Genomic DNA, 23,728 nt, shown 5'->3' with positions numbered 1-23,728 from the left:
GCGATGCCTGCGGCGGTAAACTACGCATTTGCTACTTCGGCGACTCCATTTGCTATTTCGGCGACTCCATTTGCTATTTCGGCGACTCCATTTGTTACTTCGGCGACTCCATTTGTTACTTCGGCGACTCCATTTGCTACTTCGGCGACTCCATTTGTTACTTCGGCGACTCCATTTGCTATATCGGCGACTCCATTTGTTACTTCGGCGACTCCATTTGCTATATCGGCGACTCCATTTGCTACTTCGGCGACTCCATTTGCTATATCGGCGACTCCATTTGCTACTTTGGCGACTCCATTTGCTATTCCTGAGACATTAGCAATTTGTGATGTCTACAATAAAAAGCAAACACCAAGCTAGAGAATTAGGCGCTTTCATCAGGAAAACAAATGGTAATAACAGCAATCAATCCTTATCTTGATGGTAACTTTGCACCAATCCATCAAGAAATTACCACTGACACCTTGCAAATAGTAGGTGAACTACCAGCGGATTTATCGGGGATATTTGTCCGCAATGGTGCTAATCCACAGTGGAAGCCAATTGGTCAGTATCACTGGTTTGATGGAGATGGGATGTTGCATGGTCTGCGAATTCACAATCGCAAAGCAATTTATTGCAATCGCTACGTTCAAACCAAAGGATGGAAAATAGAGCAAGCAGAGGGAAAGGCCATCTGGTCTGGTTTGATGGAACCACCGCAAATGGATAATCCTTATGGGCCATATAAAAACGCTGCTAATACAGCTATGGTTTGGCACGCGGGTCAACTATTAGCATTATGGGAAGGAGGAGCGCCTTATGCTATTAAGCTGCCTGAGTTAGAGACAATTGGGGAGTACACCTACAATGGTAAGCTAGCTTCTGCCTTTACTGCCCATCCTAAAGTAGACCCAGTTACGGGCGAGATGATGTTTTTTGGTTACTCTCCATTCACACCGCCTTACTTACAATATGGCGTGGTTTCAGCAGCAGGCAAGTTGTTACGGACTGAGCCAATTGACTTGCCAATAGGAGTGATGATGCATGATTTTGCAATCAGCGAAAACTATACAATTTTTATGGATCTGCCCCTGACTTTTAATCCACAACGGGCACAACGAGGAGAACCTCTGCTATTATTCGAGAGCGATCGCCCCAGTCGCTTTGGCATCTTACCACGTCATGGAAATAATGGTGATGTTCGTTGGTTCGAGAGTTCAGCTTGTTTTGTACCTCATACTCTCAATGCTTACGAAGAAGGAGAAGAGATAGTCTTAAGCGGTTGTCGAATGAAGAACTCAGGACTTCTAGAACCAGTCCAAAGCTTTGATGAACAAGAAGGAGTTGACAGACCTCTATACGAGTGGCGATTCAATCTCAAAACTGGTTTTGTTAAAGAAACAATGTTAGATAATGTACCCATTGAATTTCCCCGTATCAATGAACAGCTACTAGGGAGAAAAACACGATACGGCTACACTGCAAGAGTCGCTAATAATCCAATTCTCTTGTTTGATGCGCTGATCAAGTACGATTTTAATCGTGGTAAATCCGAAACATTAGAATTCGGAGTTGGGCGTTATGGCGGAGATATCGTTTTTGTACCACGTCCTCACGCGACAACAGAGGATGATGGCTGGCTCCTAACTTTAGTTCATGATGAGGGTTCAGAAACTTCTGAGTTAATCGTAGTAAATGCCCAAGATATCACGTCCGGGCCTATAGCGCAGGTAATAATTCCCCAGCGAGTCCCCTATGGATTCCATGCTGCTTGGATTGATGAAGCGCAATTCTAAACTTGAGCAAAAATAACGTTAGTGGTTGATGTGAGTTGGTGAGCCAACGCGCCCTTGGTGGTTCCCCCCACTGTAGCGACTGGCATTAGTGTTAGAGTAATCCAAGTAATAAAAATGCCCAATTGTCATTGCGGGAGCCTTCGCGGTAGCGTCTTGTAGAGAAGCGGAATGTTCGCCTTTGGCGTTCCCGTAGGGTAGCAATCTCTGAGTCTTTGTGATTGCTTTGCTCCACTGCGTTGCGTACCCTACGGGAAGGCATTGTTGTCAACTTACACAGGACTTACGCACAGCTAACGGAAAATCGAACCACAGAGGCGCAGAGGTCACAGAGAAATGAGAGTTTGAGAGATATTTTGCGTAAGTCCTATTACAGTTCAAATGCATGATGCACAGGCGTTTTACCCCCCTTAATCCCCCCTTAGAAAGGGGGGAAACAGGAAATTTAGTTCCCTCCCCTTTCTAAGGGGAGGGTTAGGGTGGGGTGACGCGGATCATGATGGGAAGCCAGAGAACTGAATATTACGTCTTGACAAGGGTTTCACGTTAAGTTGACACCTATGACGGGAAGGCTTTGCCTACGCAATGACAGACTTTGGATCATTTATTGGAAGACTTTTAGCGTAGGAGCGTCACCCGAAGGGTAGTGCTTCTCTCATCAGATAGATGTAATAGTATCTAATATGTGCTATTTACACAATACTGCTAACTGTAGGATTGAAAATTAGGATTTTTCTACATAAAATTAAAAATCTAAAATTAAAAATTGGTAACACTGATGGTTAGGAGTGCTAGAGTTTCAAGAAATTCACCGGAACTTTTCAGCGGGTATTCATGCTGAAGAAACTACAGAAAAAGCAAATTTCGATAATTGCGGGTGCAGCACTGTTTGCCTTTTTAGCTGGGGCAATGGTATCAGCACCTGAGATTGGCAAATCTCTGGGGAAATGGCTCAAACTGAGTCAGAATCAAGCAGGGCAAACATCAGAGGGTAGCATTGCCCAATCAGCCGTCTTTCCACTGATCTCACAATCCCTGCCAGAACGGGCGGCAAAACTAGCAGCGATCGCCGGGCAATCGCGATCGCCAGACCGAAATCGCGCTCGTTATCTTTTAGCGAGTGATTACATTGAAAGAACCCAAGCTAAAAAAGCGCTGGTTTTACTGGAAGGATTAGATAAAGACTATCCCCTTCTCGCGCCCTACATTTTGCTCAAACAAGCTCAGGCACAGGATATCCTGGGCGAAGACGGCAAAGCCTCGGATCTGAGGCGAAGTGTGCTGAAACAGTATCCCAATGAAGCGGCCACGGTGAAAGCGCTATATTTGATTGCCCAACCGAAGCAACAAGAAATTGCGATCGCTCAATTTCCTTCCAATCCTCTGACTTGGGAAATTATCCGCAAACGCTTGCAAGATAATCCCAATCAGCCACAATTACAATTAATTTTGGCTAAATATGCCTATGACCAACCAGGCATAGTAGGCGTTTTAGATCAGCTAGTAAAACAGCCTACCCTCAAACCCGAAGAGTGGGAACTAATTGGTACAAGCTATTGGGAAAATAGTCAATTTCTGAAAGCCGCGAATGCTTATGCCAAAGCACCCAAAACATCGCGCAACCTTTACCGCACTGCACGGGGGTTACAGGTAGGAGGCAAAGATAAAGAAAAAGCGCTCGCCACCTATAAGCAACTAGTGCAGCAATTTCCAAATACTGAGGAAACTGGGACTGCACTACTGCGGTTAGCGGAAACCGCAAAAACTCCTAAAGACGGCTTACCCTATCTTGAGCAGGTAATTAGTAAATTTCCGAAACAAGCTAGTACTGCACTGGCACAAAAAGCCAAAACTCTCCAAACCCTTAAGGATCAAAAGTCAGCTAGCCAGGCTTGGCAATTACTCATAGCCAAATACGGAAATTCTGATGAAGCCGCAGAGTATCGCTGGAAAATCGCCCAAGATAAAGCCAATACCAAAGATTATGTCGGTGCTTGGCAATGGGCAGAACCAATTGTCACCAATAATCCCAATAGTATTTTGGCTCCAAGAGCAGGCTTTTGGGTAGGTAAATGGGCAGCTTTACTAGGGAAACAGCAGGAATCTCAAACTGCTTATCAGTATGTAATTAGCCAGTTTCCCTACTCTTACTATGCATGGCGAGCAGCGACGATGCTGGGGCTAAATGTTGGCAACTTTGACAACGTGCGCGTCATGAACCCGGAAGTAATCGCACAAGAGCGTCCATTACCGCCTGCTGGTTCTGAGACTTTCAAAGAATTATATCTGCTAGGTCAAGACCGTGATGCCTGGTTACAATGGCAAACAGAATTTCAGAATAAAATTCAGCCAACGGTAGCAGAGCAATTTACTGAAGGGTTGATCCGGCAGGCAAAGGGAGAAAATCTGATTGGAATTGATAAAATTTCTAAATTGGAAGACCGAGAAACACCAGCTGAACTTGCCCAATATCAGACTCTGAGTAAACAAATCACCTACTGGCAAGCGCGTTATCCGTTTCCCTATCAACGAGAGATTGAAAAGTGGTCTATTGAGCGTAAACTCAATCCTCTGCTAGTCACCGCTCTCATCCGTCAAGAGTCGCGGTTTGAGCCAAAAATCAAATCCGTCGCTAACGCTACTGGCTTAATGCAGTTGTTGCCGAGTACAGCTAAATGGATCGCCCCACAAATTAAGTTGGATGTCAAAACAACAATAAACCTCGAAAATCCCAACGACAATATCATGCTGGGTACATGGTATTTGGATCATACCCATCAGCAATATAACAATAACTCCTTGCTGGCGATCGCCAGTTACAATGCTGGCCCCGGCAATGTCTCCAAATGGCTACAAACTCTAACTACAAAAGATCCAGATGAGTTTGTTGAAGAAATTCCCTTTGATGAAACCAAAAATTATGTGCGTCAAGTATTTGGCAACTATTGGAATTATTTGAGACTTTACAATCCTGAGATTTCTGGCATTGTCGCAAAGTACTCGACTACACACCCAAAATTGCCGGCGCAGTGATTCTACCCAATCGGGTAGAAATGAGCAAGCAGGGAGTAGAGGAGCAGGGAAAGCACATATACAATTTTACGTGAGTTCCATGAACCTCTCCCTGCCTTGAATTAAAGTTCAAACCTGTCCCTCTCGCCCGTCGGAGAGGGACAGGTTTTGTGTTGTAAAACCTCTTAAAGGTCTTTTTATTCAACTAATTAGTGGATACCAGCTGAATTGTCTAACTCACGGATAGTTAGGTGGGGCAATCGCTGTTTTTTGTGTTCAGAGGGTGAGGCGATCGCCTATTTCACAGCCAACAGGTTGAGTTTAGTGCGCTTGTAGGCATTAATATAACTTAATCTATTAAATTTTACTTTTTTTGCACCCTTCTTAATTTTTGTGCCCCAATGGAGTTAACTTCAAAAGAATTTAAGTCAGAACTGATATTAGAAGTCCAAGCCTGCCTGCAATTGGCAGTTCCTCTGGTAATTACTCAAATATTAGAAGCGGGCATTCCTTTGTTGGATGGGGTGATGATGGGCTTACTTAACAGCCAAGCTTTAGCTGCGGGTGCTTTAGGCGCTGTTACCTTTTCTACTGTAGCTTCCGTTTGTCGTTCTATTCTTTCAGCCGCGGGTGTAAATGTCGCAAATGCTTTTGGTGCAGGAAAAATAGACCAAGTTAGCCGTGCTACCGGTCAAGGAATTTGGTTAGCTGTGACGATGTGCTTACCTGTGATGTTTATCATTTGGCACTTTGACTATATCTTACTGCTGACTGGTCAAGAAGAAGGCAATGTATTATTGGCTCAAACATATTTGCGGTCTATTGTTTGGGGTTTTCCTGCTGCGCTCGGTTTCTGTATTTTAAAAGAAGTTAGCTCTGCTCTGAATCGCCCCCAGTTCCTAACAGTAATTACGGTAGCTGGACTATTATTGAATGCGGCTGCAAATTACGTCCTAATGTTCGGTAAATTTGGTTTACCAGTCCTTGGTTTAGCTGGTATCGGTTGGGCAAGCACACTCATTTTTTGGCTGAATTTTATCGCCGCCGTTGCCTGGGTTTGCTTCGACAACTACTTTAAAGACTACCAGCTTGATAGCGCTCTGCATCAGTTTGATAAAGATATGTTTGTAGATATCTTCCAAACTGGATGGTTCTTGGGGTTGCAGTATGGAGCAGAAATTGGAGTCTTCACTGCCACTGCTTTATTTATGGGGTGGTTTGGGACAGAGACGTTAGCAGCCCATGAAATTACCGTTGAGACAGAAAGTTTTGTCGAAACCGTATCTATAGGTATTTCCTATGCCATCACGATGAGAGTAGGACAGCTGAGGGGAGAAAATGATCTCAAGGGTGCAAGCAGAGCAGGATTTGTCTGCATTGCGCTTGTTAGTCCCATTGTGAGCATCGTGGCACTAATTTTTTTGCTGTTTCCCAACTATATTGTGGCAATGTATTTGGACACCAGTAATTTGGATAATGTCGAGATAGTTAAAACGGCAACTTCTTTTTTAGCTGTGGGGGCATTAGTTCAGATATTTTATTCTATTCAGACTATTGCTGCTGCTGCGTTGATCGGGTTGAAGGATACCAAAGTACCAGTATTAATTACTATGTTTGCTTACTGGGGTATTGGTCTAAGTGGGGGCTATTTGATGGCATTCACTTTAGGTTGGGGTGCTATTGGTTTATGGTTAGGTTTAGCATTAGGGTTATTCATGGGTGCAGTGCTTTTAACTTGGCGTTTTTATCTTTTGACTTCCGATATAAGTCTGGTTGAACAGCCCTAAAAACTTCAACTTTTGTACCTTTACCATGCGGATTTTAGGATTGCTATAAGTAAGTTGGCGCTAATATTTCAAGCTTTAAATGTAGGGTGTGTTAGCCTACCGTGTAATACCAATTCTGTATGAAGATGCGCCAAACTACGTCAAACTTATATAGCAGTCCTAAATCATTCGTGAAAAGTTTGAAACCTCGTTTCCAGCCTCTGGCTGGAAATGCTGTTCATTGTGGCTCTGCCTTCCTTACTCGCGGCAGAGCCTAAGAATAGGCATTCCCAGTCGGAGACTCTTAACGAGACATAGGTAGGACTTACGCAAAAAACCTCTCAAACTCTCATTCCTCCGTGTACTCTGTGTCTCTGTGGTTTGTTCTTTCATAACCCGTGCGTAAGTCCTGATAGGATTGCTATATATGGGTGCAATTAGTTCATAAATTATTGATAATTAACAAATTTAACCATTCATTGAGTTCCTGTATTAACCACTCCAGTTCTGCCTCAGTGAAATGAGTATATCTATTAAGAGAATAAATGGTAGAACCAGCAGTAATCCGCAACAAAGGCTGATTATTTAAAGGATTTGAATTTGATTTGATAATTTTCGATACAGATATATTTTTCCGTAATGCTGGAGGAGCAACAAGCCATTTAATTCCTAGAAAATCATGCATCACTACTAACTGATGAGAGTCAATTTTCACATGAGTGCGTTTGCATAGTCCCCAAAGAAAGGCAAATAAAAGAAAAGCGATCGCACTACCTTGGATGCAAAAGCCAATTATATTTATTGGTGGAGAACTTCTTAGCGGCTCAATCGTCAAAACATTAAAGCCCAATGCCAAAGGTGTGATCAAGGAGATAAGCATAATTAAGCCAATGCTAAATCCTTTAGGTGGCAAGATGATTTCTAGACTTTTAGAGGTTTTGATTAAGTGAATTTTACTCCCAAGCGGTTTTTTTAATGCAAGCGTTGCCTGTTTTCTAAAACGGGGTTTTTCTAATGCTTGCATTGCTACTTCTGTTGTAGAAAATCTCTGGTCTAAACTTGGCTCAGTTATCCATTCCAACCAATCAGCAAATTCTAGACTGAGATTGCAAGATTGTCGGAATTGAATACGTAACTCCTGTTGTGGTAATTCTGTAGGATGCAATCCTGTGACGAGATAAATTAAAGTTGCACCCAAGCTATAGAGGTCGGAGGCGGGAGTTACCCTACCACCAAATTGCTCTGGAGGCATATAGCCATAAGTACCGACTACAGTAATTGTGCCGCCTTCTTGAGCAGCTAAAGTTTGTACAGAGCCAAAATCTACAAGGTAAATCTGACCAACACTATTACCAGAACGATTTGTAAGTAGAATATTGCTGGGTTTAATATCTCGATGAATTACAGACGGTTGCTGGTGGTGTAAATAGGAGAGAATTGTCAGGAGCGATCGCGTTAATTCTTTTACTTCTGCTTCACTAAATGTTCGTCCTGCTTGTAAATGTTCCTCTAAAGATTTCGCCGTTACATAAGTTTGTACTAACCCAAAGCCTTTATCATCGGGCGTATCTAGCTGAAAGTAATCTATATAGCGCGGGATAGCAGGATAATCAAGCGCTTTTAAAGTTTCCGCTTCCCGTTGAAATAACTTTAAGTCTTGCCAATCGAAATCTTGCCCCAAGTACAATATTTTTACCACTACCTGTTGTGAGGAATGCAAATCCAAGGCTAGAAAAGTTCGTCTTCCGGTTTGTCTTCCTAATTCTCTTTGGACTTGATAACGCTGATTAAATATTTCACTGTTCATTTATTTAATAACCTATATTGCTTTTCATACCACTGAGCAATAAATTTGCTAGCTGCTCCCATACTTAGCCCAGTGATAACAGAAGGTGCAATCACGAAAAATAGGCTAGTGACATTTGACCAATTAGAAAAAGAACCATGAAACAGCAGGCTGAATCCAAATAAAGCAGCAGCCATCCCAAATGTAGTGCTGATAATGCCGATTGTGCGTCGATGCAAATGGGCATTTTTTAGCGGGGAGAAGAATAACCGCGTAATAATGCTGACTAAAAATCCATTAACAAACGCAATGGGAAAACCAATTAATGCACCAAATTGTAGTCCTGCAATGCTGCCGAGTCCTGGAATCACAACTGTGGTATAAATAGCAGCACAACCTGCTACAACTAAGCCTCCAGTAAAGGTGCTACGCCAAATGGCATTCCACAATAAATCCGTGCTGTTCACTGGTTTGGGACGATTCACCGCAGCTAGGTCATTGACTGGCAACTGACCTGTTTCCAAGGCTTTTAAGGCAATTGAGGCAGATATTAAACGTTGCTCTAGACTGGGTTCTGTTAGCCATTGCAACCAACCTACCAATCCAGGACTAAGTTTAACTAAGTCTTGAAATGCAATTCGCAAATCTTTCTGAGGCAAATCGGCGGGATGAATACCTGTCGCTAAAGCAATAAGAGTAGCACCAAGACTGTAAAGGTCAGAAGCAGGGGTTGCATAGCCACCAAATTGTTCTGGGGGCATATAGCCGTAAGTCCCGACAACTGTTACTGTCTTACCTGCTTTGGTTGCTAAGGTTTGCACAGAACCAAAATCTACCAAGTAAATCTGTTTAACACTATTGCTACCCTCTGCCAAAATGATATTGCTAGGCTTGATGTCGCGGTGAATAACTGGAGGCTGTCGCCCGTGTAGATAAATCAGGATATTTAACAGTGCTGTAGCAATTTCTTTAACTTCAGTTTCTGTAAAAATCCGCCCAGTTTTCATATATTCTTCCAGAGATTGACCTTCTACAAAGCTCTGGACAAGAGCATAACCTTTACCGTTAGATGGTTTTAACTCAAAGTAGTCGATATAACGAGGAATCGCAGGATGCTCAACTGCTTTGAGGGTTTCGGCTTCTCGTTCAAATAGCTTTAAATCTTCCCAAGCAAAATCATTACTAAAGGTTAGCAGCTTGATGATAACTAATTGCTCAGTTTGAATGTCACGGGCTAAGAGAGTACGTCTTCCTGCTTTCTTGCCTAACTGTTGCTGAATTTCGTAGCGTTCTTGAAGGATTTGTTTGGGAAAGTCATTGAGGCTTTGACCTGCCATTTGCCCACTCCGAGTTTTCATATTTACAACTTGTTACAGTTGAATCTAACAAAAACTACAAAGGGAAAATGATAGATTTCGCATTCTCTCAAATATTGGACTTACAGCAGTTTTCATATATTTGAACCATATCTGTCGTAAGGGCACAGCAATGCTGTGCCCCTACCGCGTGGTCTATTTACCTGAAAATAGCTGTATATAGAGTTGTGAACAATTTAGGGATGAGGGAGATGAGGAGAATGCTTTTGTTATCATCGTTTATTCAAATTAACATTTGTACCTTTGCCATGCAGACTCGACTATTTCAGCAATGATTTCTGTGTATGTCACACCACCCAAACGTCCCATAATTACCAGGTCTGAACGGATATAATGTAGCCCTGGCAGTGGGTTCACCTCCATAAACTGCAACCCACCGCTAGCATCGCAACGCAGATCCACGCGGGCAGCGTCACGGCAACCAAGAGTATGATAAACATCCAGCGCCAGCTGCCTTGCCTGTGCTGCCAGTGGCTCAGGATCTATGAGCAAACGATAAGATACCCGTTCCAGATACTCATCCTTGTTCAGGGTGGTATAGGCGAAAGCTTCCGCTTCTCCTGTAAAAATTACTTCCATCACACCTACTACCCGTGAGTTACTGCCGTTGCCAATAATGCCCACTGTTACTTCTCGACCGGGAAGAAAGGTTTCTACGAGTACGGACTGCTGAAATAATTTGCGTAACAATTGATAAGTATTTACTAGTTCTTCGCGTTTTTTTACAAGAGAACGCCCAGTTACCCCTTTAGAACTGCCCTCCGCCACAGGCTTGAGGAAAACTGGCATTGGCAGCGATACGGCTGTTGCTTCTGCGGTAGTACTCACCACTTCAAAAGGGGCTGTGGGCAAACCGCGATCGCGTACCACTCTCTTAGCAAGCGCCTTGTCTAACGTTAAGGCACAGGTAAGCGGATCGGAAAAGGTGTAGGGTTGAGCGAATAATTCGCAGACTGCGGGGACTTGGGCTTCACGAGAGCGACCCTGCAAACCCTCAGCAATATTGAAAACTAAATCCCAGCGATCGCCTTTTGCCAAACGCAGAGCAAGTTCTCTACCATTACCGACACGTTCAACTTTATCACCTAACTGAAATAATGCATCCTCCAGCCCAATGATAGTTTCTTCATCGTCGAACTCCATCACCTCAGAGGCACTGAAACCAGCCTTAAGGTAGTCTGCCTTCAGGTCATAACACAGACCAATGAATAATCCCATAGCCCGATAATTCCCAGTCAAAAAACTTTCTCTGTTAGCTTTAATGTCCAACTCAGGTGTCTTCATTAAGGAATTCCGATTACTAAATCCTCAATGGAGTCGAAGATAGCTCATCAACAGCATCAAACCATATAGGAGATTTATTGTTAGGAGAACCGTTATAGTTAGCAGTAATTTCTTCTCCTGTTTCTATATCTCGGTAAGCAATTAATTCTAGTTCCCCTTCGGCGAATTTTTTCACATAGTAAGTATTCGGATCGTAAGAATGGTTGAACAGGGACATTAAACCAAGTGCGATCGCTGCACCTTTATCTTCCCAATCGTAGTAATAGTTACTTAAAACTGTTTTATCTAGGAATTCAACCTGTTCTGCGGGTATAACCACGACTGGCGATCTCTCAATCATCTCTCCTTTCAAAAAGCGCTTCTGTGCGAAGATACCTCGACCTTTTAGCTTTGTATTGCCCACAATCAACATTCCAACGACTCTCCTGCAATTACTTAGTTTTTTGGTATAAGCCAAAATAATCATCCCAACTGGCTCTTTTAGATGATGGCAATTAACTTACATATATATAGTGTCATTCCTGCTCCACTGGATCTACATAGGTGTATATCTTACCTGCCCAATTTTGCACTGTAGCTGTGCCCTTCTCATAGGCAAGTAGAGTCTCGGCTTGAATTGGGACTTTGCCACCACCGCCAGGGGCATCAATCACATAAGTTGGTACAGCATAGCCAGTAGTATGACCACGCAATTTAGAAATTAGATTAATCCCAGTTTGAACACTCGTTCGCAGATGTGCAGTGCCAACAACTGGGTCGCATTGATAAAGGTAATAGGGTCGCACACGCAACTTAAGAAGACCGTGAAACAGATTCTTCAGCGCTTTTTCAGAGTCATTCACACCTTTTAATAGCACAGTTTGACTTCCTAGAGGAATACCACCATCAGCTAGGCGATCGCAAGCTTGTGCTACTTCCGGTGTAAGTTCCCGCACATGACAAAAGTGCAAAGACAGCCACACACGATGTTTACGAAGTAAGGCAACCAATTCCGGTGTAATTCGCTGCGGTAAGAAACTCGGCACGCGGGAACCAATTCGGATAAATTCAATATGCCTAATAGCACGCAGCCGCCCAAGCAAATTGTTTAAAGGTTCATCAGACATCAACAGAGGATCACCACCGGAAATTAGCACATCACGGATCTCGGTGTGTTCCTCCAGGTAAGCAACGATCGCATCCAACCGTCGCGTTACTGGGTACATCTCACCTTGGCTCACTAAACGAGAGCGAGTGCAGTAACGACAATAAGCAGCGCAAGTATCTAGAGCAAGCAGCAACACCCGATCAGGGTAGCGGTGTACGAGTCCTGGCACGGGAGTGTCGTTATCTTCACCACATGGATCTACCATGTCTGCGGCACTGACTACTAGTTCTTCTTCCCGTGGGATGACTTGTAACCGTAATGGGCAAAGCGGATCTTCTAGATCAAGGAGTGATGCAAAGTATGGTGTGACAGCTACAGCAAACTTCTCTGGTGCAATTAAAAGTCCCTGTTCTTCGGCAGCACTAAGCCTTAATAACTGCTGAAAGTGTTCCAGCTTAGTCAACCGATGCCGCATTTGCCAGCGCCAATCGTTCCAGCGTTCTTGGTTGTAAGTCTCTCCCAAAATCTGACAAATTTCTTCACACCGAAGATCCGTAACTAGAGGCTCTATAATAGTGTTTTTGATCATGATTAGAACTAAATTAAGCTGAGAATAATAAACCAATCACAGGCTGGTTCCTTTACCTACAAATTTAGGTAAAAGAGCAAACTATTGACAACTGTCACCACTTATGGTTGAAACTCGTCCTCAAACAGGCGATAACCGTTGTAGCGTAGAAATATAAATAGTTTGGCTCGTTTGATGCCAGAGATGATGGCTTGTTCTGCCTCTGATAACTTCGATAGGAGGATTCCAGTCAGGATTTGGCATATCCTCAGTACACTTTAGGTAATGAGGAAAAGCGTTAATAATTACCTCAGATTTAGATGCCTCAGCCTTAGCAGCGTCAATAGCTAGCTTTTTGTGAAGATGAGGTGGAATTCTAACACCGACTTGAATACAGGGCATGAAAACAAAGTTGAACCACTCTACAAATAATACCCAAAGTTGAACAATAAGTATCGTATTACACAGAATATACTTTTGTTCTCATGATTGTTAATCTAATTATTTCTTTCACCACTAAACTTCAGATAAAGCGTAGACGCAAAGCGCCAAGCCGGAGATTCTGAAACTCCGGGCTTGTCGCCAGACATCACACTCAAAAATTTTAGTACAGCGATCGCTTGTTTTGCTATGAAGAGGCAGGAGCGACCGCTTTTTTTTCTAACGTATCTACAAACTTTGACCCATCTGTAGTTAGTTACTGGAGTTTAGACTAAGGTATGACAAAATGACTCAGAGGTACTGAGTTAGTGAACTCCAGTCATTAAAGTACAAAAGTTAAGGTCAATTGCAAAGCGACGTAGATAGAGCTATTTAATGGGTGCGCTATTTACGCCGTGCTGTACTAGTAAGTTGACACTCCCCTTTGTTGTTTCTCTAGTTGGATTTTGTGAGCATTTACGATGCTTTGCAACAAGCCTGGAAACAGTGAATCGATCTCTTTGCACCGTGAAGTATTGTGCATCTCTACCCCTTGCCGAACACTACGAATGAGTCCAGCTTCGCGAAGAATTCTGAAGTGCAAGGAGAGGGTTGATTTAGGGATAGGTTTTTCATGAATTTTGATAAACGTCGAACAAGTTAGAGGGCATTCAGAAGCAGATATATCCATAAAAATGGCAACACGAACTCGGTCAGCCAGTGCATGGAGAATGCTTTCCACTTGAACGGATTCTAAAGGCGGGTGGTAAAGCGTTTTCATATTCAAATTTTATCATGACTTGACAAATAGTTCAATAGATCATAAACTTTGAACTATATTCCAATAAAACCGAACAAATGGACAATCACGTATCAGGAGCTACCAAAGCTATTCTAAGTTCTTTGGGGAAAAGAGGTCTTTTTTGCTGTGCTTTTAACACTTTTCCTATCCCTCAAACCTTGTAAGACGGTCAAAAATCTAAATTTTACATCCACAAACACATACTGTTAGAAAAGAAGGAAAACACAATGAGTAAAGATTTAACTGGTAAAAAAGCTGGAAACGGTAAGGTAAATGTACTGGAAAATCAACTATTTTGATAAAAAGATAGAGTATCGAAGTGAGAATCCGGCTGACTCCTCTGTCACTATCCCAATTTCAAATAGGCTGACGCACAAGACTCTACGATTCGTCGCGTCAGTCGTAACAACTAATAACCCTCAACAATGCTCAGCACGCACTGAGCGACTGGAGATTCTTTATGAAGTACGCCATTATTGGTTCCGGCAACATTGGTATCGCGCTCGCACACACCTTCGCGCGTAAGAATATCGAAGTCGGAATCGCAAACACCCGTGGACCTGAGACGCTTGCGTCTTTGAAGAAAGAACTCGGTCCCAGCGTCCATCCCCAATCCATTCAAGACGCCTTTGAGGCTGAGATCATCTTCCTCGCTGTCCCATTTCCTGCTCACAAGGAGGTGGCGAAGCAACTCAAGCAGTGGAACGGCAAGATCGTTGTCGACGTCACGAATGCCTTTCATGTTGCTCCGGAAGAGCTAGGAGGTCTCCTCTCTACTGAAGTCGTATCCAAAGCGTTTGTCGGAGCGCGCCTCGTGAAGGCCTTCAATCATCTGCCCGCAAAACAGCTTGGAACGAATCCCTTCGTGGAGGGGCAGCGGCAGGCCGTGTTCGTATCGAGCAATGACGCCGATGCCAGCGCGACCGTTGCGGCCGTAGCAGATCAGCTTGGCTTTGCTCCAGTCGAACTCGGAAGCCTCGATCAGGGCGGCGTACCCCTTCATGTTCTGGGCGGGCGTCTTGGCAGCCTTCTATTTCAGAATCTGGTCAAGCTCGGCTGATTGCAGCAGCCACTTGAACGGCAAGCTCGTTCGCAAGTCCAACGGAAGAGAGGATATTAGTCATGAAAGTAGGCTTTATAGGCGCAGGTACCGTCACGGGTACGTTTGGCCGTCATTTGTTAACCGCTGGTCACAGCATAGTCGTATCAAATTCAAGAGGACCGGAGACGCTTGCTGATTTTGTTGCTGATCTCGGTTCAGGCGCGATCGCGGGGACGAAGCAACAGGCTGCCGAATGCGACGTCGTGATTCTTGCCACGAATTGGGTTCGTGTGGCCGATGCTCTAAAGGGAGTTGATTGGCGAGGCCGCATCCTGATCGATGCAACAAACGCACATGTGGACGCTGTGGCGGACATTAGTCTGGCTGGCGTGACCAGATCGCGTGCCGCATTGAAGGGACGCACCTCTAGCGAGATGGTTGCTGAGATGGCAGTTGGCGCGCGGCTCGTTAAATCGATCAGCAACATGCCAATGGCCTGGATACAGGATTTCTCACCGAACAAACCCCGCACAGTCATCTTCACTTCCGGCGACGACCACGAAGCCAAACAGCTGGTGATAGAGTTGATCAACAGTACCGGCTTGGTCGCGGTTGATCTCGGTTCCCTCGCAACGGGTGGTGCAATGCATGAGGTCGGCGCTCCACTATCCGGCCTCGACCTCCACTTCGTCCGCCGACTTCGGTGAGAGCGCCTTTGACACAACGGCAGTTTCAAACATCCATAGGGTTCATAGAAGAAAATCATGGTATCCTCAACTTACAGCTATTTTCAGGTAAATAGACCACGCGGTAGGGGCACAGCATTGCTGTGCCCTTACGACAGATGTGGTTTAAATACTTGAATTCTGCTGTAATCAAAGAAATTTAGAATCAAGTACAATTGTTCCACAGCGCTCACGATTGTCTGATTCACGCGACAGAATTTAGACAAGCAACATCACGCTAATCTTCAAATCGTTGACGCAGTTGTTGGCTATATCGTTTGGCACTCAGTTCATGTTGTTTTGGGTGGGTGCGCTTATATTTGATGTACATCAATTGCCGTAAGGGTTTAGAGTTTCGCACTCCTGACTAATCTAATACCAATTTTTTATGAAGACGCATAAAAAAAACCCCACCGCCTACGGCACCTCCCCTTGCCAAGGGCAGGTTGGGAGGGGTCAATAATAAACTCCAGTTAGTTATCTGAATCATTAATATTGCTCAATGATGTCAACTGCGACTCGACCGCATTGAGATAACTTTGATCATTCAAAACTTGTGCTGGTAATTTGTTAGCCTTGACAGCAGCCTGAACCACATCTTTTGCAGTCACTTTTCCTATTTGGAATTCAGATACCAAAGCGCCCCCACTAGGAATACCCTGCTCTTTGAAATAACCTTGATAAGCTAGAAAGGTAGTATTGAAAGGTTGGAGATAGCTGACATTTGGAGAATTAGTACGTAAATTATTAGAGTTTACATCTGTGTTTAGTTGTCCGGCATTATTGTTATTATTAGCTGTTTGAGCGCCAACAATTCCAGGTATAAAAGCAATATAAGCAGCGATAAATACAGAATTGAGGAAGTTTGGAATTGTCATAGTTTTCTTCTCGATTTAACTAATTTAAGTAATATTTCTTATTAACAAAAGTCTATTATTTAGCAATCTAAAATTAATTTATTTATTTTTTATTAATTTGGGCAAAATAATTTTATAAAAGCTAGGAAAATTAAGATTTCCCTAGATAAACTAGAAGGTAATAATGCAGTAATTCAGAAACATTTGATAAATTTAGACAAAACTATAATTGCTAAAATGATGTAATTTACAACTCGAAAGGACAAAGTTAACTTAGATCATTCAAAATTACTAAGACCCATCATGTGATACGCAAGAAAGCTTGGATCAAAGGGTTTGAGGTAATTTACATTCGTGGAATAGCTAGATAAAGTGTCAGAGTTGACGGCTGTGTTTTTTGATGCGCCACTGTTGTTATTATTGGCTGTATGAAGGCTAGTAATTTTAGGCATAGAATTAATCCAAGCAACAATATGTGCAGAATTTATCAAGTTTGTAAGTTTCATAGAGTTATCCTCAATTAGAACAAAGTACAATCATTCTGTGATATCTAGTAATAGAGTCCACTGTTTGATAAATCTCAACCTCCTCCACTCAGTTCATTTGATAGCTTGATTTGTTAATTATCCAAACGGCTGAGTCAAATTGACCCCAATATCAGAAATTGGGAATTCGTATAAGGTTTAGTAAGTAATAACTCAGAAAAGGCAAAGGTTACCTATACAAAATCTTTTATTCGCAAGCATTTCTAGAAGGTGCGTTAGCGTAGCTCGCCGCAGGCATCGCTCACATATATGTAATTATGATCTTCTCTTCTAGATATTTTTTGCTTTCGGCTAGAAACTGAAATCTAACTGTGTTTTAGCTAATAAAGTTTGCATACCAATATGCTAGAAAATCTTTATAATAAAAACAAATACTTTTACTTCTTAACTTGATAAGTAAAAGTGATGTAAATTAATATTGGCATTGCAAAGTTTTCTATAAACCTTACTGACTATTCATTTGAGTTTGGACGGACTCTCGTGTAAGGTAGCCGTTCAGGAGGATAAAATAAGCTGATCGTGTCAAAATGTTAAATGTATAGTTTATTTGCAAACTCACTTATGCCAAAAGCAATTTGGAATGGAACAGTTTTAGCTGAGAGCGATAATACCGTAGTTGTGGATAACAACCATTATTTCCCTGCTGACACCATTAACAAGCAGTACTTCACAGACAGTAACACCCACAGTACTTGTCCTTGGAAAGGTGTCGCCAGCTACTACAGTATTGACGTTGATGGGCAAGTCAACAAAGATGCTGCTTGGTACTATCCCAGCGCCAAGGAGAAGGCTAAGAATATTGAAGGTTATGTCGCCTTCTGGAAGGGTGTAAAAGTTGAGGCTTAATAAAGGTTCCTGGAAGTATTTTATTTTCAGGGAGAATGATATTATGTCCGGCTAATTGCCTATAAAATAATTAGCCCGCGCAGGCGGGCTTCGTATTTAAACTATTTGCGAATTTATTTTAACTGTTCTTGTCATCACTCCTTTGACAACTATAGACAAGGATTTTGGAGTGTAATCTACTGAAGCGATCGCCATCATCAACTCTAAGTTCAAGTAAAACTTTATTTTGAGACGTAATTACACCTACGCCTTGCAAAATGCTGCTTGCTTTTCACCCGCCAAGCGAGACTACCAGCAAGTATACTACCAGCGATCGCTAGCCGAGAAAGTGTAAGATACGCGGCGCTAATGTCAAACACGGGGAATTGATTATTGCCACTTAAAACTCATCGGATTTATTTGTCAAAATTCCAAAAGTCTGGGATATTAGTCTTACATCTTTTAAGTGAATATTAATCATCTTTATTGACTAACTTTTGTTGGTTTTAGCCATGCAAAAACCTGTGTAACTGTTAAATTCAGTTGCAAAAATTCAGGTACAGGCAATACTTCATCCCCAGTCATCTCTATAGGTTGCTGTCCTGGCAAAAATACCAATACTAAGGGTTCATCTGGATCGATTAACCAGCCTAATTGAGTGCCGTGTTTTAGACCGTGAAGAATATTTATAATTACCTTAGTTGTATTCTGTTCTGGTGAAAGAATTTCAATTGTCCAATCAGGGTAAATTCCAAAGGTATTTTCAATTTCTCCATTAGCATCAAAAGGAATCCGTTCCCAAGCAAATACACTCACGTCTGGGACAATCGAACGTCCGCCAAATGTACAGCGTAATTCTGGAAAAGCCAAAGCAATTTCTTGTTCTTCAGCAACTTGGCTAATTGCGTTACAAAGTTTTAGTTGTAGTCGGGAATGTTTGCCTTGTGGCATTGGTTTCTGGTAGATACGATGATCGTCTATAAATTCACTAGCAGGCTTGGTTTCTGGCAGTTTGAGGAACTCTGCTAAGGAGATTGATTTGTGCAGCGTGGTTGTCATAGCTGTGCAAATGCCATATTTGATTGGAATTTTAGCATTTTCTATCTTTGGATTTTAGGGAGCGAGTCTATTCTCCTTAAGAGGTTGTTTGAAAAGTGGTTAACTGTGATTTTAATTGCGTTGTTACCCCCCTTAGTCCCCCCTTATAAAGGGGGGAAACAAGAAAAATCCGGTTCCCTCCCCTTTATAAGGGGAGGGTTAGGGAGGGATAAAAAATATTTTATACATCATTATGGACTTTTCAAACATCCTCTAATGTTGCTTACCTGAAAATAGCTGTAAGCTGTGGTTAAGACTTGTATTGATAAGTTTTTGCTTAATATTTAGTAATGACCGCATAACTTTTGCTATAGATAAGCATTCTGAATCAAACAAGTTGTGTTATTAACGAACGGACAAGCTTTCGTTACCAACGGATAAGCTGCATCGCGAGTTGAAGAAATTGAAGTTCCTCTAAGCTACAAATGAGTATTCATTTATAATTAATGCTTAATTTATTTGATTAAATTCTAAGCATTTATTATGAATGCGACAGCATTTGTTATAAATGAGTACGCAATTGCTACAAATGAGTACCCATTTATAATAGATGCTTAATTTGTTAGCTTAAATTTTAAGCATTAGTTATGAATGAGTACGCAATAGCTACAAATGAGTACTTATTTATAATAAAAGCTTAATTTGTTAGCTTAAATTTTAAGCATTAGTTATGAATAAGTACACAATAGCTACAAATGAGTACGCAATCGCAGCAAATGAGTATCCATTTATAATAAATGCTTAAGCTGTTGTTGCTAACAGACAAACATTCGTAACGTCCGCGTCTGTCTTTGTAATGAGTGACAAGCTGTTTTTATCACGAGAACTTCATTTGTAACGTCGGTGCTGCGAAAGTACTTAAATTATTCTTGTGAAGAGGATTTTTTTGAAGCTTCGCATCGCACGAGTAGCAACATTATGCTGATGCCAAGCTTGATAGAAATCGGGGTAAGGCATATTCTGGGCGCATTTCCAGATTACATTGTAGCAATTATCATCCAATTCCAAATAACCACTTAAGGCTTTGACTACCTCAAAGCGATGCTCATTATCCTGTAGAATTTTCTCTAAGCTTGATGCTGCCAGCCTACGGGTGGAGTCATCCACAGTAGTTGATTGCAGCAGTTGCACCAAGGCTGCGATCGCAATTTCATTGCCACTACCTATTTGCCCTAAGCTATATGCTGCCAGCCTACGGGTAGAGTCATCCACAGTTGTTGATTGCAGCAGTTGCACCAAGACTCTGATCGCAATTTCATTGCCTGGGTCGATTTTCCCTAAGCTTTCTGCTGCCAGCCTACGGGTGGAGTCATTCATAGTTGTTGATTGCAGCAGTTGCATCAAGGCTGCGATCGCTGTTTGATTGCCTGGGTCGATTGTGCTTAAGCTTAATGCTGCCTGCCAACGGATGGAGTTATCCACAGTAGTTGATTGCAGCAGTTGCACCAAGGCGGCGATCGCAATTTCATTGCCAGTGCCGATTTTTCCTAAGCTTTCTGCTGCCTGCCTACGGGTAGAGTTCTTCAGAGTTGTTGATTGCAGCAGTTGCACTAAGGCTGCGATCGCTTTTTCATTCGCAATGCCGATTTTCCCTAAGCTTGATGCTGCTTGCCAACGGGTGGAGTCATCCACAGTTGTTGATTGCAGCAGTTGCACTAAGGCTGCGATCGCTTTTTCATTCGCAATGCCGATTTCTCCTAAGCTTGATGCTGCCAGCCAACGGGTGGAGTCATCCACAGTTGTTGATTGCATCAGTTGCACCAAAGCTGCGATCGCTTTTTCATTCGCAATACCGATTTTCCCTAAACTTTCTGCTACCTGGCTACGGGCGTCGTCATCCACATTAGTTGATTGCAGCAGTTTCACCAAGGTTGCGATCGCAATTTCATTGCCTGGGTCGATTGTCCCTAAGCTATCTGCTGCCCAGCAACGGGTGTAGTCATGCACATTAGTTGATTGCAACAGTTTCACCAAAGTTGCGATCGCAATTTTATTGCCAGTGCCGATTTTCCCTAAGCTATCTGCTGCCAGCGAACGGGTGGAATAATTGACAGTTGTTGATTGCAGTTGATTGCAGCAGTTTCACCAAGGCTGCGATCGCAATTTCATTGCCTGTGCCGATTTCCCCTAAGCTTGATGCTGCCTGCCTACGGGTGGAGTCATCCAGATTAGTTGATTGCAGCAGTTGCACTAAGGCGGCGATCGCATCTTTATTGCCTGTGCCGATTTTCCTTAAGCTATCTGCTGCCCGCCTACGGGTGGAGTCATCCACAGTAGTTGATTGCAGCAGTTGCACTAAGGCGGCGATCGCTTTTGTACGATCTGTTTGTTGCAGTGCTGACTTAGCTTCCTCTTTGATTGAACTCAAACTGTCAATTGTCCACTTGGCAATTTGTGTTACTATCTCATCTGCTCTGAAATAATCTCTAAACTCTGCAATTCCTGCGGTGGCTAAAAAATAGGCGCGATATTCATAAAATTTTCGACATCCATCTTTAAAATTAACTAAAGCATCGATAAACTGCTGCTGTTGCTCTTTTAGGTTTTCTTCTTCTCGTCCTAACCAAAGTAATATTGTTTGCTTCCACTGCGGTTCAAAAATGCGATATCTCTCACCTTTAATAGGTTGATTTTTGTGCTTACGGGGGAAGAAAAAGCCCCAATCATTAATTGCTATAGCAGCAAAGTACTCTTGAAATGAGGCATGAAAGAAAGCGTAAACAGGTTTTCTATTTGTATCTATCCCTACACAGTTCAGCCAGCCGCGATTTAGTGCCAAATTCAGCAGTGAATTTTTATCATCAGCATCACCCAAAAACTTACTAACAAAATCCTGCTGCAAGCTAAAACGGGTTTCTTCTGTGTCTATAGCTTCTTTAGCTAATTTCCCCAACTCTACATTGAGTTGCTCACGCTGGTCAGAATCTGTAACAAATTCCTCTTTTTTCCACTTATAGAAGTCATCAACAAATTGCTGATAAAGTCCCGCTTGAGTATCCGGTAATTTGCCATCTCCTGATTGCCAATTCAAGCACAGCAGCGTCAACCGCAGAGGATTTTTCACTAAATCTTGAATCCGTTCTTTACCTGATTCTTTCAACTTCACGCATAAATTCTTCCCTCTTTCAGGAATTTCAATTTTATTGAACCATTTGTCAATAAATCTCTCTACTTGTTGTGGATAAGAAAAATCTAAACTGCGATAGGTATCAAAATCATCAAGTGCATTAATGCTGCCATCCCACAGATTAACCCGACAAGTCAACACGATTCGCGCTTGAGAAATTAACCCTGCTTCACGGAATTGTCGGGCAATTTCAGTTAGAGGATTAGATGCGGACATTTCATCTAACCCATCTAGCAGCAACCAGACATTATTTTGATTAAACAGAGCAACAAAATCATTCTTCAGTTGCTCGGTGGCTTCAGCTTTACCTATTTTCTCAGCCACCTGAGTCAACCAAGTCTTAAACAGATAAGATTTTAGTTCCTCACCTCGCAAATCTGCTAAAGATACCCAAATTACAATTGACTGGTCAATCTCACGAGATACCCAATCAGCAATCTGCTGTAATCGTGTTGTCTTTCCTGCTCCTGGTTCGCCAATAATCGCAATTCGCTTACCTTGACTTTTAGGCGTGTTCTTCTGTTTGAGAACTTCATCTAGAAAAGCATCATGCTCAAATGTTTTGGTGATTTCTGTCTCCTTGTACAGTTCTGAACTCTGTTCTGGAGAAATATCACCTTGACGCTTGGATTGTTTTTTGCGCTCAACTAATCCCAGTGGCACGTAAACATCATCAACTTGCAGGGCGACTCCCTCAGTTGATGTCAGAGGATTTGTAGTCAGCTTTCGCCGTTCGGTGAGTATTTCACGGCAGACTTCACGCCAGTCATCAGGAGTTAACTTTGTCCCATCCTCCCCTTGGGACGACTGTAGTCAAAACGTGATGTTATTAGTTTGGTTATTTATCTGTCCTTGATTTACAACCCCAATTTTTTCTGCTAGCTGCGTCAGATTTTGAATGGTTGGCTGTTGAGACTTGAGGGTATTTTCTATTTCTTGAATTTTTTGAGTGAGTTTTGGTTCTGCTTTTGCTGCTGCTTCTACTTCCACAACAGCTTGAGCAATTTCTGGGTCTTGTTCTGCTGCTGCTTTCAGTTCCAGCACTGCTTGACCATAATCTAATCGCTGTGGTTCATTTCCCTCAACAGCACTGGTGAGTAATGGCGATTTCTTCTTTTGGCGGAGTAATCCGATTAACTTGCCACCTAGCGTCCATGTAGCATCACCAATGTTTCCGCCGATTTTCTCCTGTGCTTTAGTCCACAGTGTAGTTGCGATCGCAGTAGCAACAGCCGTCAGTGTTACAGCTACCATATAATTCACCACATATTGAATTTATATAGAAATTATTTCAATTGACACAAATAGTATTACGCAAAAGCTGGGCGATTATTACTCAGGACTTACGCAAAATCATGATAAAACGAACCGCAAAGGACGCATTCGCGCAGCGTCTCCAAGAGTTGGACACATAGACGCAGCAGCGGCTTCCCGCAGGGTAGGAATAAAAGTTTTAGAGAGTTCTTGCGTAAGTCCTGTTACTGATATAATTCAGTTTTTTAACCCGCGCAGGCGGGTTTTATTTGTATAGCCGCGACTTCTAGTCACCAAGGCAATAACACACCCTACGAAAATATCTGAAATCTAATTATGAATTAACGCCGTGTGCAACTTTCTCTCAAACCTAACC

General features: G+C 42.6%; 20 protein-coding genes. 7 read left to right on the top strand and 13 right to left on the bottom strand.

Going from position 1 to position 23,728, the window contains the following annotated elements:
• Positions 1 to 3 precede the first annotated feature (3 nt).
• Positions 4 to 363, top strand: coding sequence for a hypothetical protein (locus V7K46_RS32055; protein WP_442939841.1), 360 nt, complete (start codon positions 4 to 6; stop codon positions 361 to 363).
• 29 nt (positions 364 to 392) lie between these two features.
• The gene (locus tag V7K46_RS14930) at positions 393 to 1,781 is read left to right on the top strand and encodes a carotenoid oxygenase family protein (protein WP_335114336.1); all 1,389 of its coding nucleotides are present in this window, start codon (positions 393 to 395) and stop codon (positions 1,779 to 1,781) included.
• A gap of 91 nt (positions 1,782 to 1,872) precedes the next feature.
• On the opposite strand, the gene V7K46_RS14925 is transcribed toward V7K46_RS14930, so the two are convergent.
• A complete protein-coding gene (locus tag V7K46_RS14925) occupies positions 1,873 to 2,040 on the bottom strand; it encodes a hypothetical protein (RefSeq protein ID WP_335114334.1) in 168 nt (55 codons plus the stop codon).
• 572 nt (positions 2,041 to 2,612) lie between these two features.
• Between V7K46_RS14925 and V7K46_RS14920 the strand changes: the two genes are divergently transcribed.
• Together V7K46_RS14920 and V7K46_RS14915 are read left to right on the top strand one after the other, a co-directional pair.
• On the top strand, positions 2,613 to 4,811 hold the full coding sequence (locus V7K46_RS14920; RefSeq protein WP_335114332.1) for a lytic transglycosylase domain-containing protein: 2,199 nt from the start codon (positions 2,613 to 2,615) through the stop codon (positions 4,809 to 4,811).
• Positions 4,812 to 5,191: 380 nt separating this feature from the next.
• Positions 5,192 to 6,577, top strand: a complete 1,386-nt coding sequence (locus V7K46_RS14915) for an MATE family efflux transporter (RefSeq protein WP_335114329.1) — start codon at positions 5,192 to 5,194, stop codon at positions 6,575 to 6,577.
• A 421-nt stretch (positions 6,578 to 6,998) separates the two neighbouring features.
• On the opposite strand, the gene V7K46_RS14910 is transcribed toward V7K46_RS14915, so the two are convergent.
• The 7 genes from V7K46_RS14910 to V7K46_RS14880 all read right to left on the bottom strand — a co-directional run bounded on the left by V7K46_RS14910 (position 6,999) and on the right by V7K46_RS14880 (position 13,858).
• A complete protein-coding gene (locus V7K46_RS14910; RefSeq protein WP_335114327.1) occupies positions 6,999 to 8,363 on the bottom strand; it encodes a serine/threonine protein kinase in 1,365 nt (454 codons plus the stop codon).
• Positions 8,360 to 9,679: a serine/threonine protein kinase gene (locus tag V7K46_RS14905; protein ID WP_335114500.1), complete on the bottom strand. Its 1,320-nt coding sequence runs from the start codon at positions 9,677 to 9,679 to the stop codon at positions 8,360 to 8,362. Before V7K46_RS14905 ends, V7K46_RS14910 begins: the two co-directional genes overlap by 4 nt.
• A 267-nt stretch (positions 9,680 to 9,946) precedes the next feature.
• On the bottom strand, positions 9,947 to 11,002 hold the full coding sequence (locus V7K46_RS14900; RefSeq protein WP_335114325.1) for a D-alanine--D-alanine ligase family protein: 1,056 nt from the start codon (positions 11,000 to 11,002) through the stop codon (positions 9,947 to 9,949).
• A 16-nt stretch (positions 11,003 to 11,018) separates the two neighbouring features.
• Positions 11,019 to 11,414: an SET domain-containing protein gene (locus V7K46_RS14895; protein WP_335114323.1), complete on the bottom strand. Its 396-nt coding sequence runs from the start codon at positions 11,412 to 11,414 to the stop codon at positions 11,019 to 11,021.
• 103 nt (positions 11,415 to 11,517) lie between these two features.
• Entirely contained in the window at positions 11,518 to 12,678 is a 1,161-nt protein-coding gene (locus V7K46_RS14890) for a KamA family radical SAM protein (protein ID WP_335114321.1), read from the bottom strand.
• 120 nt (positions 12,679 to 12,798) lie between these two features.
• Positions 12,799 to 13,059 carry a toxin-antitoxin system HicB family antitoxin gene (locus V7K46_RS14885; RefSeq protein WP_335114319.1) on the bottom strand — a complete coding sequence of 87 codons (261 nt, stop codon included), beginning with the start codon at positions 13,057 to 13,059 and terminating at the stop codon, positions 12,799 to 12,801.
• 442 nt (positions 13,060 to 13,501) lie between these two features.
• The gene (locus V7K46_RS14880; protein ID WP_335114317.1) at positions 13,502 to 13,858 is read right to left on the bottom strand and encodes an ArsR/SmtB family transcription factor; all 357 of its coding nucleotides are present in this window, start codon (positions 13,856 to 13,858) and stop codon (positions 13,502 to 13,504) included.
• Between the two features lie 481 nt (positions 13,859 to 14,339).
• On the opposite strand from V7K46_RS14880, the gene V7K46_RS14875 reads away from it, so the two are divergent.
• Together V7K46_RS14875 and V7K46_RS14870 are read left to right on the top strand one after the other, a co-directional pair.
• The gene (locus V7K46_RS14875) at positions 14,340 to 14,939 is read left to right on the top strand and encodes an NADPH-dependent F420 reductase (protein WP_335114315.1); all 600 of its coding nucleotides are present in this window, start codon (positions 14,340 to 14,342) and stop codon (positions 14,937 to 14,939) included.
• Positions 14,940 to 15,001: 62 nt separating this feature from the next.
• Entirely contained in the window at positions 15,002 to 15,628 is a 627-nt protein-coding gene (locus tag V7K46_RS14870; protein ID WP_335114313.1) for an NADPH-dependent F420 reductase, read from the top strand.
• A 491-nt stretch (positions 15,629 to 16,119) separates the two neighbouring features.
• On the opposite strand, the gene V7K46_RS14865 is transcribed toward V7K46_RS14870, so the two are convergent.
• Positions 16,120 to 16,524, bottom strand: coding sequence for a hypothetical protein (locus V7K46_RS14865; protein WP_335114312.1), 405 nt, complete (start codon positions 16,522 to 16,524; stop codon positions 16,120 to 16,122).
• Between the two features lie 1,085 nt (positions 16,525 to 17,609).
• Between V7K46_RS14865 and V7K46_RS14860 the strand changes: the two genes are divergently transcribed.
• Complete coding sequence (locus V7K46_RS14860) at positions 17,610 to 17,894, top strand: DUF427 domain-containing protein (protein ID WP_298912304.1); 285 nt, start codon at positions 17,610 to 17,612, stop codon at positions 17,892 to 17,894.
• A gap of 462 nt (positions 17,895 to 18,356) precedes the next feature.
• Here the strand turns inward: V7K46_RS14860 and V7K46_RS14855 are convergent, their stop codons facing one another.
• From V7K46_RS14855 to V7K46_RS14840, 4 genes are all read right to left on the bottom strand, one after another.
• Positions 18,357 to 18,932 carry a Uma2 family endonuclease gene (locus tag V7K46_RS14855; RefSeq protein WP_335114309.1) on the bottom strand — a complete coding sequence of 192 codons (576 nt, stop codon included), beginning with the start codon at positions 18,930 to 18,932 and terminating at the stop codon, positions 18,357 to 18,359.
• A gap of 897 nt (positions 18,933 to 19,829) precedes the next feature.
• On the bottom strand, positions 19,830 to 20,960 hold the full coding sequence (locus tag V7K46_RS14850; protein WP_442939842.1) for a HEAT repeat domain-containing protein: 1,131 nt from the start codon (positions 20,958 to 20,960) through the stop codon (positions 19,830 to 19,832).
• A gap of 28 nt (positions 20,961 to 20,988) precedes the next feature.
• The gene (locus V7K46_RS14845) at positions 20,989 to 22,761 is read right to left on the bottom strand and encodes an NACHT domain-containing protein (RefSeq protein ID WP_335114308.1); all 1,773 of its coding nucleotides are present in this window, start codon (positions 22,759 to 22,761) and stop codon (positions 20,989 to 20,991) included.
• A gap of 150 nt (positions 22,762 to 22,911) precedes the next feature.
• A complete protein-coding gene (locus tag V7K46_RS14840) occupies positions 22,912 to 23,352 on the bottom strand; it encodes a hypothetical protein (RefSeq protein ID WP_335114305.1) in 441 nt (146 codons plus the stop codon).
• Positions 23,353 to 23,728: the final 376 nt, after the last annotated feature.

The sequence above is a fragment of the Nostoc sp. genome, from assembly GCF_036917395.1.
Classification (GTDB): Bacteria; Cyanobacteriota; Cyanobacteriia; order Cyanobacteriales; family Nostocaceae; genus Nostoc.
The sequence above is the reverse complement of the archived record's forward strand: the minus strand, read 5'-3'. Positions and strand labels throughout refer to the sequence as shown.